The 15,529-nt window shown below is 44.8% G+C and carries 13 protein-coding genes and 1 other annotated feature; of the genes, 5 read left to right on the top strand and 8 right to left on the bottom strand.

The annotated features are described in order from the left end of the window. Positions 1 to 26: 26 nt before the first annotated feature. Together D2962_RS04930 and D2962_RS04925 are read left to right on the top strand one after the other, a co-directional pair. Positions 27 to 1,664: a Na/Pi cotransporter family protein gene (locus tag D2962_RS04930; protein ID WP_122014315.1), complete on the top strand. Its 1,638-nt coding sequence runs from the start codon at positions 27 to 29 to the stop codon at positions 1,662 to 1,664. Positions 1,665 to 1,775: 111 nt separating this feature from the next. Further along, positions 1,776 to 1,994: an alpha/beta-type small acid-soluble spore protein gene (locus D2962_RS04925; protein ID WP_122014314.1), complete on the top strand. Its 219-nt coding sequence runs from the start codon at positions 1,776 to 1,778 to the stop codon at positions 1,992 to 1,994. Positions 1,995 to 2,091: 97 nt separating this feature from the next. On the opposite strand, the gene D2962_RS04920 is transcribed toward D2962_RS04925, so the two are convergent. Both D2962_RS04920 and D2962_RS17450 read right to left on the bottom strand, forming a co-directional pair. Then, on the bottom strand, positions 2,092 to 4,773 hold the full coding sequence (locus D2962_RS04920; protein ID WP_122015738.1) for a UPF0182 family membrane protein: 2,682 nt from the start codon (positions 4,771 to 4,773) through the stop codon (positions 2,092 to 2,094). Positions 4,774 to 5,021: 248 nt separating this feature from the next. Further along, entirely contained in the window at positions 5,022 to 5,168 is a 147-nt protein-coding gene (locus D2962_RS17450) for a hypothetical protein (protein WP_162991107.1), read from the bottom strand. 149 nt (positions 5,169 to 5,317) lie between these two features. Here D2962_RS17450 and D2962_RS04915 point away from each other — a divergent pair, with 149 nt between their 5' ends. The 3 genes from D2962_RS04915 to D2962_RS04905 all read left to right on the top strand — a co-directional run bounded on the left by D2962_RS04915 (position 5,318) and on the right by D2962_RS04905 (position 7,130). Then, positions 5,318 to 6,019, top strand: a complete 702-nt coding sequence (locus tag D2962_RS04915) for a ZIP family metal transporter (protein ID WP_122014313.1) — start codon at positions 5,318 to 5,320, stop codon at positions 6,017 to 6,019. Positions 6,020 to 6,116: 97 nt separating this feature from the next. Then, positions 6,117 to 6,626: a ferritin-like domain-containing protein gene (locus D2962_RS04910; RefSeq protein WP_122014312.1), complete on the top strand. Its 510-nt coding sequence runs from the start codon at positions 6,117 to 6,119 to the stop codon at positions 6,624 to 6,626. An 84-nt stretch (positions 6,627 to 6,710) separates the two neighbouring features. Then, on the top strand, positions 6,711 to 7,130 hold the full coding sequence (locus D2962_RS04905) for a HutP family protein (RefSeq protein ID WP_122014311.1): 420 nt from the start codon (positions 6,711 to 6,713) through the stop codon (positions 7,128 to 7,130). Positions 7,131 to 7,172: 42 nt separating this feature from the next. Here D2962_RS04905 and D2962_RS04900 read toward each other — a convergent pair whose 3' ends face one another. The 6 genes from D2962_RS04900 to D2962_RS04875 all read right to left on the bottom strand — a co-directional run bounded on the left by D2962_RS04900 (position 7,173) and on the right by D2962_RS04875 (position 15,523). Beyond that, a complete protein-coding gene (locus D2962_RS04900) occupies positions 7,173 to 7,427 on the bottom strand; it encodes a DUF2508 family protein (protein WP_122014310.1) in 255 nt (84 codons plus the stop codon). Positions 7,428 to 7,539: 112 nt separating this feature from the next. Continuing rightward, positions 7,540 to 8,886, bottom strand: a complete 1,347-nt coding sequence (locus D2962_RS04895; RefSeq protein ID WP_122014309.1) for a bifunctional folylpolyglutamate synthase/dihydrofolate synthase — start codon at positions 8,884 to 8,886, stop codon at positions 7,540 to 7,542. A gap of 77 nt (positions 8,887 to 8,963) precedes the next feature. Continuing rightward, complete coding sequence (locus D2962_RS04890) at positions 8,964 to 11,609, bottom strand: valine--tRNA ligase (RefSeq protein WP_122014308.1); 2,646 nt, start codon at positions 11,607 to 11,609, stop codon at positions 8,964 to 8,966. Between the two features lie 200 nt (positions 11,610 to 11,809). Continuing rightward, positions 11,810 to 12,056, bottom strand: a binding site (T-box leader). A 202-nt stretch (positions 12,057 to 12,258) separates the two neighbouring features. Continuing rightward, positions 12,259 to 13,068, bottom strand: coding sequence for an undecaprenyl-diphosphate phosphatase (locus tag D2962_RS04885; RefSeq protein ID WP_122014307.1), 810 nt, complete (start codon positions 13,066 to 13,068; stop codon positions 12,259 to 12,261). Further along, complete coding sequence (locus D2962_RS04880; RefSeq protein ID WP_120766357.1) at positions 13,065 to 14,063, bottom strand: 2-hydroxyacid dehydrogenase; 999 nt, start codon at positions 14,061 to 14,063, stop codon at positions 13,065 to 13,067. Before D2962_RS04880 ends, D2962_RS04885 begins: the two co-directional genes overlap by 4 nt. 140 nt (positions 14,064 to 14,203) lie before the next feature. Further along, a complete protein-coding gene (locus D2962_RS04875; protein ID WP_120766358.1) occupies positions 14,204 to 15,523 on the bottom strand; it encodes an amidohydrolase in 1,320 nt (439 codons plus the stop codon). Positions 15,524 to 15,529 lie beyond the last annotated feature (6 nt).

Here is a 15,529-nt window from a genome sequence, read left to right as displayed (position 1 = left end):
AAAAACGCTAATGGGGGAGGGATATTTTGTCACTGGATTCTATATTTACTTTGTTTGGAGGATTGGGACTCTTTATTTACGGCATGAGACTTATGGGGGAGGGATTGGAAAGAGCGGCCGGCGACAGGCTAAAAGTTTTTCTGGAACTTCTCACCAGAAACAGGGTGCTGGGGGTTTTGATGGGAACTATAGTAACCAGCATAATTCAGAGCAGCAGCGCTACCACTGTAATGGTGGTGGGTCTTGTCAACGCCGGTCTAATGGACCTCATGCAGGCTGTTGGTGTTATCATGGGGGCTAATATTGGTACAACCATGACAGCCCAGCTTATTGCATTTAAATTTACAAAACTTGCGCTGCCGGCCATTGGTCTTGGGACAGCGGTTCACCTATTTGGGAAACACAAGACCCAGAAATTTATCGGTCAGGTGATCCTGGGTTTTGGCCTTTTATTTTTCGGTATGCAGACTATGGAGGTAGCTTTAAAACCCCTGGCCAAATTACCGGAATTCATCAGCTTTATGGCCAGTTTTGGCAAAACCCCATTATTGGGTGTGCTGGCGGGTTTTCTGACCACAGGCATAGTCCAGAGCAGTAGTGCCACCATAGGTATTTTACAGGCGCTGGCAGATCAAGGAGTGGTAAATATATCCATCGCATTACCCATATTGTTCGGCGACAATATCGGAACCTGTGTCACCGCACTTCTTTCCAGCATAGGCACCAATATAACGGCCCGGAGGGCAGCCCTGCTTCATCTTACGTTCAATGTAATCGGAACTATCATATTTCTGTTTATTTTACCCCTGGTACAGATGCTGGTCAGTTACACTTCAACTGACCCGGTGCGGCAGATAGCCAATGCACATACTTTCTTTAATGTGACAAATACCATAATTCAGCTGCCTTTTGCCTTTCTGCTGGTTAAACTGGTTACTCACATCATCCCTGGAAACCCCGAAGTTGTTGAAAGAGGAGTTAAATTCATAGACGATAGACTACTGGAAACTCCTTCTATAGCCCTTGTTCAGGTAAAAAGGGAGATTGGCCGTATGGGTTGCCTGGCTCTGGAGACCCTCAGGGATACCATTAATATTTTTCTTTATTATAATGAACAAAAAGGTAAACTTGCCAGAGAAAAAGAGTCAGTTGTCAATGATCTTGCCCGCACCACTACCAGATATCTGGCCCTTCTTTCCCGAAGGTCGCTTTCTACCGGTGAATCAGACCAAATAACAGATATGATCAATGCCGTCAACGACATGGAAAGAGTTGGAGACCATGCCATGAATATACTTGAACTGGCCGAATACAAGGAAGAACACCGGCTTACATTCAGCAATGAAGCCATTAGCGAGCTTGTGGAGATGTCATCTAAGACCCAGGATACTTTCCGAATGGCCATCGATGCTTTTTTAAACGATGATAAAAAATTATCAAATAAAATAATAGAAAATGAGGAAGAAATTGATAGTATGGAAAGAAAACTCAGAGCTCATCATATAAAAAGGTTAAATGAAGGTAAATGCAATCCATCTTCAGGAGTGATATATCTTGATATGGTCAATAATCTGGAACGGGTTGGAGACCATGCCTTTAACCTGGCATCATACGTTTTGAATATTGATAAAAATTTCAAAGACCTGTCCCGGATAGGTAAATAGACCACTATGTTCTAACATATTATTTCCCCCTTCGGGTTATTTTATAAAAAGTGGTGGTGACTGCCGCCACATCCGAAATTGAAAAAAGGATAATCGAAAGGGGGAATAATAATGGCAGCAGGTCAGGGTGGAAAAGGCCATGTGGTAAAAGGCATCCACCGTGCCATGGATAACTTCAAATACGAGGTAGCCCGGGAGCTCAATATACCGGTTTATCAGGGATCCGAAGACTACTGGGGCAACATCTCTTCCCGAGATTGCGGCGCCGTAGGAGGCCACATGGTGCGAAAGATGATAGAAATGGCTGAAAAACAGATTGGCGGAAAATAAATTAAAAATAGCAGCTCAAACTGGGCTGCTATTTATTTTACACAAAAACTCCTCGGCACTACATCGGAATTGGTAGAAAAGTTCAGTATTTAATTTTTTATTTTCCCGACAGTTTCTTAAGTAAATCTCCCAGTTCACCTATTTTTTGGCCATAAGTAGCCCAGTCACCTTCCCGCTGGGCTTTTATGGCTTCATCGTAAAGGGTGCTGGCTCTCTTTATGAGTTCTTCTGTGGTCATCTCTTCGGTGGGAACAGCCGGCACAGTCTTTTCTACGATGGGTTCTCCAAAGATTCTGGCCAGGGCCGCTTCAAAGGTCCTTTCCATAACCACATGCTCCCCATAGGCCACCACGATTCTGGAAAGCTCAGGGAGCTGGCTCTGCTCGCCCTGGATAAATATTGGCCTCACATATATTATGGAACTGTCTATGGGCAGCACCAGTAGATTTCCCCGGATGACCCTGGAGCCCCTCTGGTCCCACAGGGTAAGCTGCTGGGATATCTGGGAGTCCTGGTTTATCCTGGCTTCGATCTGCATGGGGCCATATATGGTCTTATCCTTGGGGAACAGGTATACCACAAGCTTGCCGTAATTTTCACCGTCGGACCTTGCCGCCATCCAGGCCCTCATGTTCTCTATGGTGGATGGGGTGAAGGGAAGCATTAAAACCTGCTCAGGGGTTTTTTCTCCCGGCAGTTGAAGTATGGTATAATAGGGCTCCATCTTGGTCCTCTCACTGCCGAATATCTCATCGGGTATCTGCCAGGCATCTTCCTTATTATAAAAAACTCTGGCATCTTCCATGTGGTAAAGGGTGTAAATCCTGGCCTGGGTCAAAAACAGATCCTCGGGGTATCTAATGTGAGCCTTTATTTCTTCCGGCATTGTGTCCAGCGATTTAAACATCCCGGGGAAAATGGCTTCATAACTTTTTATAATGGGGTCAGTGCTGTCCGCCAGATAGAAATCTATGGTACCGTTATAAGCATCTATGACCGTCTTAACCGAATTTCTGATATAGTTTATGTCATTGATGGGTTCGGAGTAAGGATACCGGTCCGAAACCGTATAACCGTCTATTATCCAGTAAAGCCTTCCCTTTGCCACTATCATGTAAGGGTCTCTGTCAAATCTTATAAACGGCGCAATCTTAGTAACCATTGTCTTTATATCTCTATCAAACAATAACCTGCTGTTGGAATCAAAGTTGTTGGAAACCAGGAGCTTGTAGTCTCCAAAGCGGATGGCAAATAACAACCTGGACCAGAGATTCAGGGGGATTCCACCCTTTCCCCTGTATTCGGTATAGACATTGGTTTCCCCTGAAGGATAATCAAATTCGGCAGTTTTGGAATTTACCACCACATATTCTCTAGTAAGTTCTCCGAAGTATATCCGGGGTTCATCTACTTTCAATACGGGATCTCCGGAAACCGGCGGGATATCTTTTATGAAGAAGTTAGGAAGACCCTCTGCTGTAACAGTATTGACGGGGCTCATTACAATGCCGTAACCGTGAGTGTACTGCAGCCGGCGGTTTACCCAGGTCCTTGCCCTTTCGGTAAGTCTGCTCTGATCAAGTTCCCTGGCAGCAAGCATTACCTGTCGAATCTCGCCATTTACGGTATATCTGTCTACATCTATCTGATCAAAGTTATAATAATACCTTATGCGCTGGAGTTGATTATATGTCTGCTGCAGAGGCCTGTAGTCCCATAAACGGAGGGTCTTCACCGTGGGGCTTTTCATGATGACATCCGGTGTTACCGTTTCTTTAACGGGAAATTCCTTTCTTTCCACCCGGTCAAGGCCGTAAGCCTTTAGTGTAAATTCAATATTGGATTTTAGATAGGTTTCTTCTTTCACGAATTCGTTGGGTGTAACTTGAAACTGCTGTACCAGAGCCGGATATATTCCCTGAAGAAGAATCGATGCGGCCACAAGGATGCCCAGGGTCCACACCAGCATCCTGGGTCTGTTTATTGCAAGATTGATAAGCAGCATAACAGCCAGGATGACGGAAATTATCATTAAGATCTTTAAACCCGGAAGCACGGCGTGGACATCGGTGTAGCTGGCCCCAAAGGCCACACCCCGAGGTGAATAAAGCAGGTTATACATGGAAAGTCTATAACCGTAAGCCTTTAATGCAAAAAACAACGTGAGAAGCATGGCCATCTGTTTTTCCCGGGCCAGAATATAAAGCCACCGTGCAGGTCCTTGCTCTACATGGGCTATTATGTACAGCACCGCCACCAGCAGTAAAGTTATCGTGACCATGCTCATCATTAGCTCATAAGCCACCTGGAAAAAAGGCAGTTTAAAGATGTAAAAACCTATATCCTGCTTGAACAGCGGGTCAGTGATTCCAAAGGCTTCAGAATGGAAGAATTTTTGAACCGCCAGCCAGTAGGATGATGTAAAAGCGGTAAAAATCAAGGCCAGCACAATGCTGACGGCGAGGAAGAATCTTTTGACCCACCTGCCCGAAAATGCTTTGGAAAGCATATCGTTGACTATACCTTCCCTGTATTTGAAGCTCCATACATTGGAAAGGCTGCGGCCTGCGATTATCAGATTTATGTACAGAAATGTAAAAAATATGACGCCACTGATGAGCCTTACCGCCCACCTGGAATAAAAAATGATCCAGAACACCTTTAAATATCCTACGGATTTAAACCACATTATTTCCGTAAGAAATCCTGCACCCATGAATATGGCCGCAAGGATAACCACCATACCGGCCAGAATGAAATAAGTGGGGAATTTTCTCATTAAAATCTCCTCCTTTATAAAATCCAGTCTTATGTCAAAAGCTTTTGCCGAATTTTTTAGGGCTCCGTTGAGCAAACAACATAGCTTTTTTCTTTTTTCTTTTTTCAGTTTGTCCAGCCTTTGTCTTTAATCTACCCGGATTACCCTTCTTGAATTCGGTTATATTATTATTATGAGTGAACAGATTCCACTTTATTTTAACACACGTTTAATAAAAAATAAAAAAGCAAAAACAAAAAGAGCAAGGGCTATTCACCTTGCTCCTCTGAAGATTGTTCTTTGTATTTTTTGTCATCTTCTTCTATCTTTTTTCCGCAATAAGGGCATATCCAGACTTTTAAGTCTGCTGCAGAGTATGAGCGCTTATTGCAATACGGACATGTGGTATAAGGCACTATATAGACCCCCCAAACCTTCTGTTAACCCTGATTGCTCCGCTTCGCTCTTACATTTTTTATATATTAATATAAATATTCCCCATTTTTTTCATAAATCCTTCTCAATAAGTAAATTTTAACAAATCTTTTTAAGAGGGTGGTTTGTTATGAACACTTTTTTCAAAATTTTTACATATAGTTCCATATCCGGCATTGCGGTAATTATCGGTGGATACCTCGGCACAAAGAAAATCCCCGACAAACTTCTAGCTTTTGTGCTCACCTTTGGTTCCGGTGTTCTTTTATCGGTGCTCTCCTATTCGCTCATGCATGAAGCTTACCGCCAGTCGGGGCCAATCTTTACCTCGCTGGCTTTCTTGATAGGAGGCATTTGCTTTTATATAATAGAAGGGCTTTTGACAAAACATGTAGCCAGAGGGACCGGAATGATTCTGGGAACTGCACTGGATGATCTGCCCGAGGCCTTAAGCATGGGGATAGGATTTGCCACCGACAGCGGTAGGCTGGGGATAGTGCTGGCACTTTCAATTTTTCTCCATAACATTCCGGAAAGTCTGTCTTCAACCTGCGACCTGGTGAATGAAGCCCAGCTTCCTCCCCGCTCGGCCATGGTTCTGGCTTTTATCATAGCCCTGCTGGACCCCTTTGCGGCACTGACCGGTTACTATTTACTGAGGAACTTGAGCCAGGTATGGCTGGGGATGATTATGGCTTTTTCTGGAGGCTCTATACTTTTTATGACGGGCACCGACATGATACCAAAGGCCCATAAAATAGGAACTCGTCTGGAAAATTTAGGCCTTTTGGCTGGGTTTCTGGCGGCTTTTTTGCTGAGCCGGCTCATGTAAATATGCGCATGGTTTTCTTTTTCATGTAATAGGTACAATAGTCAAGCGTTTTTAATAACATGTATATTAGGAGTAGGAGATACTGGGAGGGATGATTATGTTTATGCAAGAGATGAGAGGGCCTCTGGTATGCCATGTCCGTGAACCCTATCCGGCCATTACGGTAGAAGGTCCTAACCGCGAATATGCCGAGATTCTCATGGGTGATTATGCAGGCAAGGATAGTGAACTCACCGCTATCCTGCAGTATATTTACGGCAATCTGGTGTCGTCCAATGTGGAGGTAGCCCAGCTTCTAATGTGCATCGCCAGGGTGGAAATGCACCACTTTCATATGCTGGGAGAAACCATAAAATTACTTGGGGTTGACCCGCGCTACCAGCATATGGGGAAGTACTGGAATGCAAGTTTTGTTAAATATGAACGCGATACTTGCAAGATTCTTCACGCAAACAGGGAAGATGAAATGGCTGCTATCCGGGAATACAGGCGGCAGGCTGCCAGAATAGCCGATACCAATGTAAAAGAACTTTTATTAAGAATAGCCCGGGATGAGGAAGTACATGCAAGGTTGCTCGGAGAAGCCATAGAAAAATACTGCAGTTAAAATATTCAAAATACTATTGCCACAACCTAGAAATACATGGTATGATAAAAAAAGACATTTTTTTGTTTCTAGGGAGGCGTTATTTTGGAGAGCATTGATGTGGCAAAAGTCGCCATTAAGATGGCCCTTTCCACCAGGAGCGAGGAACTTGAACTAAAGGAATCTTATGCAAAAAAGCAGATTCGGGTGGCGGCTGTAGATTTCGGCGGGGATTTTGTCAACTCCATAAAGAAAATAATTGAAAGGGCCGTGGTGGCAGCCAAGCGGGAGGGCGTAATAGAAGAAGAAACCCACGTACTGGAGGGCGCTGTGGTGGGAGCTACGCGGGAAGCCATTTCCCAGGTAATGCAGAAAGCCCTGGGATTGAATGTGGGTGGAAAAATTGGCATAGCTCGCTGGGGCGAGCATATCAGCGTGGCCATGTTTTTCGGAGTGGGATTTTTAAATCTCAATGAGGTAGTCATAGGCCTGGGCCATAGGTCCATTCCCAACTTTAACAAATAAAAAAGCCCATTCGGGTTTTAACCGGTATAGGCCGGTATTTTTTTATGCTTTTAAAAGCTTGCTGTAGAGCACTTTTTTATCCAGAGAAATTCCCATTTGTTTGGCCTGTTTTATCAAGAAATTATAGTGTTCGATGGAAGCTTCTATCCTGGAAAGAGCAGCATCCACCGCCTCGGGATCGTTTTTTACCCACTGAAAAGCCCTTTCGGCCAGTTCTATCTCTACCCTGGCATTTTCGATTTCCTCAATAAAACTATCTTCCCATTTTTTACGATTCCTGTCAAGATTTTCAGTCATGACAGCTTCCTCCCAAAAAGTCTATACTATATTTTATGCTGATAGGGAGGAATATGTGAAAAATTCGGTGTTGCCCACATCTCAAGAAAGACTACCGCAAGTTTTTGCTGCTTTACCGGAGGTCAGAAGCAATAGTTCTTACCCTTCCGATCATATACAGTGACCCGGCGAAAACAATGAGGTCACCGGGAGTTGCTATTTCCAAAGAAAGGGTTAAGGCATCTTTTATTTCGTTTCTTACATATACTTCTATATTTTTATCCTCATGTATTATGCGGCTTTCTCTAATAGTTTCTGCCAATTCCTCTGCAGAAAGGGCTCTGGGGTTGTCCGGGGCAGTGGTTATGACCGCATCGGCTAAGGGCACGATTTCTTCTATCATATCGTTATAATCCTTATCCTTTAAGATCCCCAGCACAAGGATTTTTTTCTTTTGTGGGAAATACTTGAGGATAGCTTCTTTAAGTGTTCTAATACCCGCAATATTATGGGCTCCGTCTATGAGTACGGTGGGGTTTTCCCTCAATATTTCCAGCCTTCCGGGCCACCGGGCATTTTCAAGGCCGGAATATATGGCATCCCTGCTGATTTTAATCCCTGACAGTTCCAGGGCTTCAATGGCCCCCACGACCGTGGCAGCGTTGTCCAGTTGATGGGAACCAAGGAGTCTTATTTTGAGGTTTGAATAATGATTTTTTGGTGTGTCTACATCAAATACCTGGCCATTCAGGCTATCGCGCAGAGGATTATAACATATAAAATCAATATTTTCCCGGTTTTCGCATCTATCCAGCACCCTTTTAAGTATACATCCCCGCCTGGCACACGTCTCCTCTATGACCCTCAGGGCTTCCTTCTCCTGGGGGCCGGAAACTACCGGCACTCCCTTTTTTATAATCCCGCACTTTTCCCTGGAAATATCTGCCAGCGTATTTCCAAGATATTTCTGGTGGTCAAAGCTTATGGGGGTTATGACACTCACCAGGGGCATGGCCACATTAGTGGCGTCAAGCCTTCCTCCCATTCCCACCTCCAGCACAATAAAATCCACCGCTTGTTCCTTGAAATACAAAAAACCGATTGCCGTCACCACTTCAAACTCTGTGGGATGGCCCAGATTTTTTTGCTGCATAATAGATATGGCATCCCGGACCTTCTGCGTTAACCTGGCTATGGCTTTATCGGGGATGTTCTTCCCATTGACCCTGATCCTTTCATTAAAAACCTCAAGGTAGGGTGATGTATAAAGCCCTACCTTATATCCTGCCGCCCGCAGGATGGAATCTATCATAGCACAGGTGGAACCTTTGCCGTTGGTCCCAGCCACATGGATGATCCTCATACCGTGATGGGGGTTTCCTAATATCTCTAGAAGACGGGTTATATTGTCAAGACCCAGCTTTGTGCCGAACTTGTTCAAACCGTGGATATATTCCAGGGCTTCATCATAATTGAGCACGATATACCTTCTTCCCGCTTTAGAAATTATTTACGATGTAAAAAGTCGCTTTATTATATCGATATCGTAATTGGATACTATTTCAATTCTTTTAGCATGTTTAGCCTTTGTTCCACTTTTTCCATCATATCCAGATAATCCTTTTCCTTTTGGCGCTCCTTTTCCACCACATCCTGGGGCGCTTTAGCCAGAAAACCTTCATTGCTCAGTTTTTTAGAAACCCTGTCGATTTCCTTTTCAAGATTTGTATGCTCTTTTTGGAGCCTTTCGATCTCGGTTTCAATGTCCACCAGTCCCTCCATGGGTACGAATATCTCGGCTCCCTTTATAACACATGTTAAGGCTTTGTGGGGGGCCGGCGAATCTTGAGTAATGAACTCCATGTCTTCAACCTTGGCCAGAGTATGGATGATTTCTGTGCTGTTTTTTAGAATATCCATCACAAATGGGTCACTTACCCTGACAACAGCCTTTGCTTTTCTTGCCGGAGATACGTTCATCTCTGCACGGATATTCCTTATACCTCTTACGGCATCCATAACTACCTCCATATCCCCGGCATCTGTAAAGTCCCAGGCAGGATCATATTCCGGCCATTTGGATACCATTATGCTCCTGCCGTCATGTGGTAAGTGCTGCCATATTTCTTCGGTAATAAACGGCATAAAGGGGTGAAGCAGCTTTAACGCCCTTTCCAGTACGAAATATAGTACCTGCTGTGCCCGCTTTTTGGCAAGGTCATCACCGCCATATAGATCTATCTTGGCCATTTCGATGTACCAGTCACAGAACTCGCTCCAGAAAAAGTCATATATGTTTTGTGCCGCAATTCCGATCTCGAATTTATCCAGGGCCTGGGTGACCTCTTTTGTAATATCGTTTATTCTCTTTAAAATCCATCTATCTTTTAATGTGAGAGCTTGTATATCTACCTCTCCGGGCTTGAACCCTTCCAGGTTCATCATCACAAAGCGGGAGGCATTCCATATCTTGTTAGCAAAGTTACGGCTAGCCTCTACTTTTTCCCAGTAAAACCTCATGTCATTGCCCGGCGCATTTCCGGTGCTCAGGGTAAACCTCAGGGTATCGGCACCGTATTTGTCGATGACCTCCAGAGGGTCTATGCCATTGCCCAGGGATTTGCTCATCTTCCTGCCGAGAGCATCCCTCACCAGGCCTGTTATCACCACATATTTGAAGGGTTCCTGTTTCATGAATTCCATGGCAGAAAATATCATCCTGGCCACCCAGAAGAATATGATATCATATGCCGTCACCAGCACCGATGTGGGGTAAAAGTATTTCAGGTCTTCGGTTTCATCGGGCCAGCCCAGGGTGGAAAAAGGCCAGAGGGCGGAACTGAACCAGGTATCCAGCACATCCTGGTCCTGTTCTATGTGGGTTCTGCCGCATTTGGGGCATACCGTAATATCTTCCCTGGAGACCGTCATCTCACCGCAATCCTTGCAGTACCACGCCGGTATCCGGTGCCCCCACCAAAGTTGCCTTGATATGCACCAATCGCGGATATTCTCCAGCCAGTTTAAGTATATCCTGGTAAATCTATCGGGCACAAACTGCACCTTGCCCTGTTTTACCACTTCAATGGCAGGCGCTGCCAGTGGCTTCATCTTCACAAACCACTGCTTGGAAACCATAGGTTCCACCGTAGTATTGCAACGGTAGCAGTGGCCCACGCTGTGGCTTAGCTCCTCAATTTTTTCAAGATTGCCTTTCTCTTCAAGCTCTTTCAGTATAAGCTTCCGGCATTCATAGCGGTCTAACCCTGCGAATTTACCGGCATTTTCATTCATGTGGCCATTTTCATCCATTACATTTATTACAGGAAGGTCATGGCGCAATCCCATTTCAAAATCGTTGGGGTCATGTCCTGGTGTTACCTTAACCGCCCCGGTTCCAAACTCCATATCCACATAGGAATCGGCAATGACCGGTATTTCACGGCCTACCACCGGCAGGATTAGAGTCTTGCCCACCAGGTGGCGGTAGCGCTCATCCTCAGGATTTACAGCTACAGCGGTATCGCCCAGCATGGTCTCGGGTCGGGTAGTGGCGACCATCAGGTGCCCTGAACCATCTTTTAGGGGATATTTCACATAATAAAGTTTTCCGGTCTCGTCCTCGTGTTCCACTTCGATATCCGAAAGGGTAGTCTTACATGTAGGGCACCAGTTCACGATATAGTCTCCGCGATAAATGAGCCCTTTTTCGTAAAGACGCACAAAAACCTCCCGCACAGCTTTACTCAAGCCCTCATCCATGGTGAAACGAAGGCGGGACCAGTCGCAGGATGAGCCCAGTTTCTTGAGCTGTTTTATAATAGTGCCCCCATACTTTTCCTTCCAGGCCCAGACTCTTTCCAGGAATTTTTCCCGGCCCAGGTCATATTTGGAGAAGCCTTCCTCGGCCAGCTGTTCCTTCACTTTTGCCTCGGTGGCTATCCCTGCATGGTCGGTGCCCGGCAGCCACAGGGCGGAATATCCCTGCATCCTCTTTGCTCGGATAATTATATCTTGAAGAGTATTATTAAGAGCGTGTCCCATATGAAGCTGGCCTGTAACATTGGGAGGAGGTATGACTATAGTAAAGGGCTCTTTTTTGGAATCAGCTTCGGCATAGAATAAATTTTCCCTTTCCCAGTATTCGTACCATTTTTCTTCCACTTCTTTGGGATTATAAACCGAAGGTAAATTTTTTTCCATGTGAATCACTCCTGTTTCTATTTTGCTACGTAGCATGGGGGCATTTCGTTTGCCACATGTTCCGAGGCATGGCCCGGGGATGTTTCCCTTGCCGCATATGTGTCACGGGGACGGTTCTCTTGACACAGATGGTGTGTCATAGAAAAAGCTCCCTTGTGTCAGCGTATTCCTTCAAAGTCATAAAAAAAGCCCTTCATCCATAAAAGGACGAAAGGCTTACTTCCGCGGTACCACCTTAATTCTCGTATCAAATAAATCTTTGAGGCTCATTTAGCCTCAAAAATTCGAGCGCTCCATGCTTTAACGGGCAAACCGTCTCCGACTACTTTTTATTTTCATCGGAAAAGCTCCCGGGCGACGTTCGAAGATAATCCCAGAAAGGCTTCCAGCCAGGGCCTTTCTCTCTTGATGGGTGATCCTTCTACTCCTCCCCTTCAACGCCTCTGAACAATACAATTTTCGTACTATTATCTTGCTATAATTTTAACTTTCAAACATACTTTTGTCAAGGGCTAGCCGAGCTTCATTCCTTTAAAATCATTAAGGGGACTATTGAATGGAGCTGTGGGGCCAACTTAAGCCCCGATACTTTTTATCTTGAAAGTAAGCCATGGAAAAAGGATGCCGTAATGTAATGAGTGCCTGGCACCTATTTTACTATCCCTGCTGTAATCAATACTATCATTAGAACACCAACTACTATACGGTAATAAGCAAAGGATTTCAGGGAATGTTTGCCAAGGTACGATAAGAATTTATCCACTGCAAAGAGCGCCACTATAAAGGACATGACAAATCCCACGCCGAGAGCTTGCCATTCCAATGAAGTCATGCTTGAAATGCCTTTATGGAGAGAAAACACGGTGGCGCCAAACATGGTAGGAATAGCAAGAAAAAAGGAAAACTCTGCGGCTGCCCTGGCTGAAAGACCTGCTACAAGGCCTCCCATGATGGTGGAGGCAGACCTGGACATGCCGGGGAAAAGCGACAGGCATTGCGCAACACCTATCAAAAAGGATTGACCGATACTGGTATTATCCATGTCATCCATGCCATAGCGGCCAAAAATATTTTCCACCAGTATCATCAAAATGCCACCCAAAACCAGTGCTATGGCCACTGTAAAGGACGAAAAGAGGTGCGCTTCTATATAGTTATTGAGCAACACGCCAATCACTGCCGACGGTATGAAAGCAATAAACATCTTAAACCATAGATTAAATCCCCATCGGCCCGGCAGGATGTTTAATATAGAATCAAAAATTTTCTTCCGGTAATAAAAGACAACTGCAAGTATAGCCCCCAGCTGAATGACTATCTCAAACATTACATTAAAGCTGCTGCCTTTAAATCCGATAAGATCTCCCACAATAATAAGGTGACCAGTGGAAGAAATGGGTAAAAATTCTGTCAAGCCTTCAACAATACCCATTATGAATGCTTTTAAAAGTAAAATCACGATGATACTCCCTTCTTTTTTTCTCCAAAAAATACTACTATATGCCTGGGATGCTTTCCCTCAAGACCATCAATGAGATCCTGAGCTGCCATACGTGCCATCTCTATCCTGGTTTCAATGGTAGATGTCCCTATGTGGGGCGTGAGCACGGTGTTTTCCAGCTCCAGCAGGCGAGGATGTATCTTTGGTTCTCTTTCGAAAACATCCAGACCTGCTCCAGCCAGATGACCGCTTTCCAGAGCTTTCACCAGGGCTTCTTCATCCACCACAGGGCCCCGGGATGTGTTTATAAGGTATGAGCCTTTCTTCATCTTTGAAAGCTCATTTTCACCGATAAGGTGGCGGGTCTCCTCAGTCAAAGGTACATGTATGCTTATGACATCGGATTCAGATAAAAGTGCATCCAAAGACCTGTAATAACAATTATCTTCCAGGTCTCTTGACATATCCCTTGGATTTCTCTGAAAATATATGACCTTCATACCCGAAGCCTGGGCTCTTCTTGCGACGGCCCTTCCTATCCTTCCAAAGCCTATTATACCCAGGGTTTTACCCACCAGTTCCGTCCCCAGCATGGCCATAGGGCCCCATCTGTAAGGCTTTTTAAAGCGAAGGATCCTGTCGGCCTCCGCAATACGCCTTGTCACCGCCAGCATCAATCCGAAAGCCAGCTCAGCTGTCGCTTCAGTCACCACATCCGGAGTATTTGTCACAATAATACCCCGCCGACCAGTCGCCGCTACATCGATATTATCATACCCGACACCGTAATTGCTGATGACCCTTAACTTCGGTGCATGGGACAGGAATTCCTCATTTACTTTAGTAAAAACTGCCAGCAGCCCGTCGATATCTTTAACCCTCTCATAAAGCTCCTCTTTTGGTATGACCTCATTGGAATCGTGATAGTCTACTTCGCATTTTTCAAAAAGCTCTGTGAGCCCCTCTTTTGGGATATTCCTGGTAACCAAGACTTTAGGCTTTTGAGTATGCATTTTGTCCTCCCCTTTGTAAAAAGTTTGTTAAAAAATCATACGCTATATTTGCCATAACCCGGTAGCCGTCTCCCTATGTCTATATCCTCACTTTAACGGCAAATGATTCATCTATCCACAAAATCCTCACCCTGCTTGTATTATTTTTTATTTGCCAAGAGAACTTTTTCCCACATGTCCAGATATGATTCTTTAGTAAATAGAGGTCTAAAGTTGGATTTGATTTTTGTGCCTTTTTCGGCACCGTCAAATAGTAAATCGACAACAGTCATCGACATAGCCTTTGCCGGAATTATATAAGCCATTTCCGGATCTACGATTTTAAATTCTCTGCTATGGGCAGCCCCCTGAAATCCGCCTATAGTTGGCTGTATTACCGGTATAATAGCACTCAGATCCCCTATATCGGTGGAACCTATCATGTCTATGCCTTTGACGATGTTTTTTTCCCCAACAAAATGTTTGATATTGTCTTCAAATATTTTACTCATAAAAAGATCCTGGTTTAAAGGTAAATAACCGGGGAACTCCTTGATTTCGACTTCTGCGCCTATAGCATAAGCACCTGCCTCTAATGCCCTGTTCACCTTCTTATTAGCAGCAATTACGGCATCTACGGTCTTTCCCCTCACATAGGTTTCCATCCTCACATCGGCAGGCACGATATTCACCAGGTCCCCGCCTTTTGTTATAATGGGATGTACCCTGATATGATCCTCATCTTTGAAGGTCTCTCTCAGGGCATGGATGCTCATAAGTGAAATCATAGCGGCATTTAATGCATTGATCCCTTCGTATGGCGCACCCCCGGCATGGGCCTCCTTACCTTTATAATGCACTGTTTTCCCTATAAACCCGCTGCTTCCGCCTTCCAGGAAAACTTTTTTGTCTGGTGTATTTGCCTGGGAATGCACCATCATGGCCATGTCGATGTCGTCAAAGGCACCCAATCTGATCAATTCTTGCTTTCCGCCAAAAAATTTTATCCTCCCCTGGCTCTGAAGTTTCTCTCGATACTCCAGTTCTACAAACTCCTCGGCAGGGACGGCCATGAATGCTACGTCACCATCCACTTCACTCATGGCACCTCCTGCCACAAGGCCGATGGCAGCTCCCAGCATTGAAGCAATCTGAGCATTATGGCCACATGAATGAGCCGCACCGGTAGCAGGGTCTGCATAAGGGTGGGCGGGACATATGACAGCATCCATCTCTCCTATTATGGCAACTTTTAGACTGTGGCTTTTCCCATAACTTTGAGCCTTAATTCCGGTTATGGCAAGGTTGTCGATAAACTTAAGACCCAATGAATCAAAAACTTCTCTTATAAATTTAGAAGTCTCCTCTTCTTTAAATCCTAGCTCCGGTCGTTTCAGAATATCTTCACCGATTTTTATAATCTCGCATCTGTTTTTATCAATGGTATCACAAACCGTTTTTTTAATCTGATCTCTGGTCATGGCTTT

The organism is Biomaibacter acetigenes (genome assembly GCF_003691585.1).
Classification (GTDB): domain Bacteria; phylum Bacillota; class Thermosediminibacteria; order Thermosediminibacterales; family Tepidanaerobacteraceae; genus Biomaibacter; species Biomaibacter acetigenes.
Note: the sequence above shows the minus strand (reverse complement) of the source record. Positions and strands in the feature narration are given on the sequence as shown.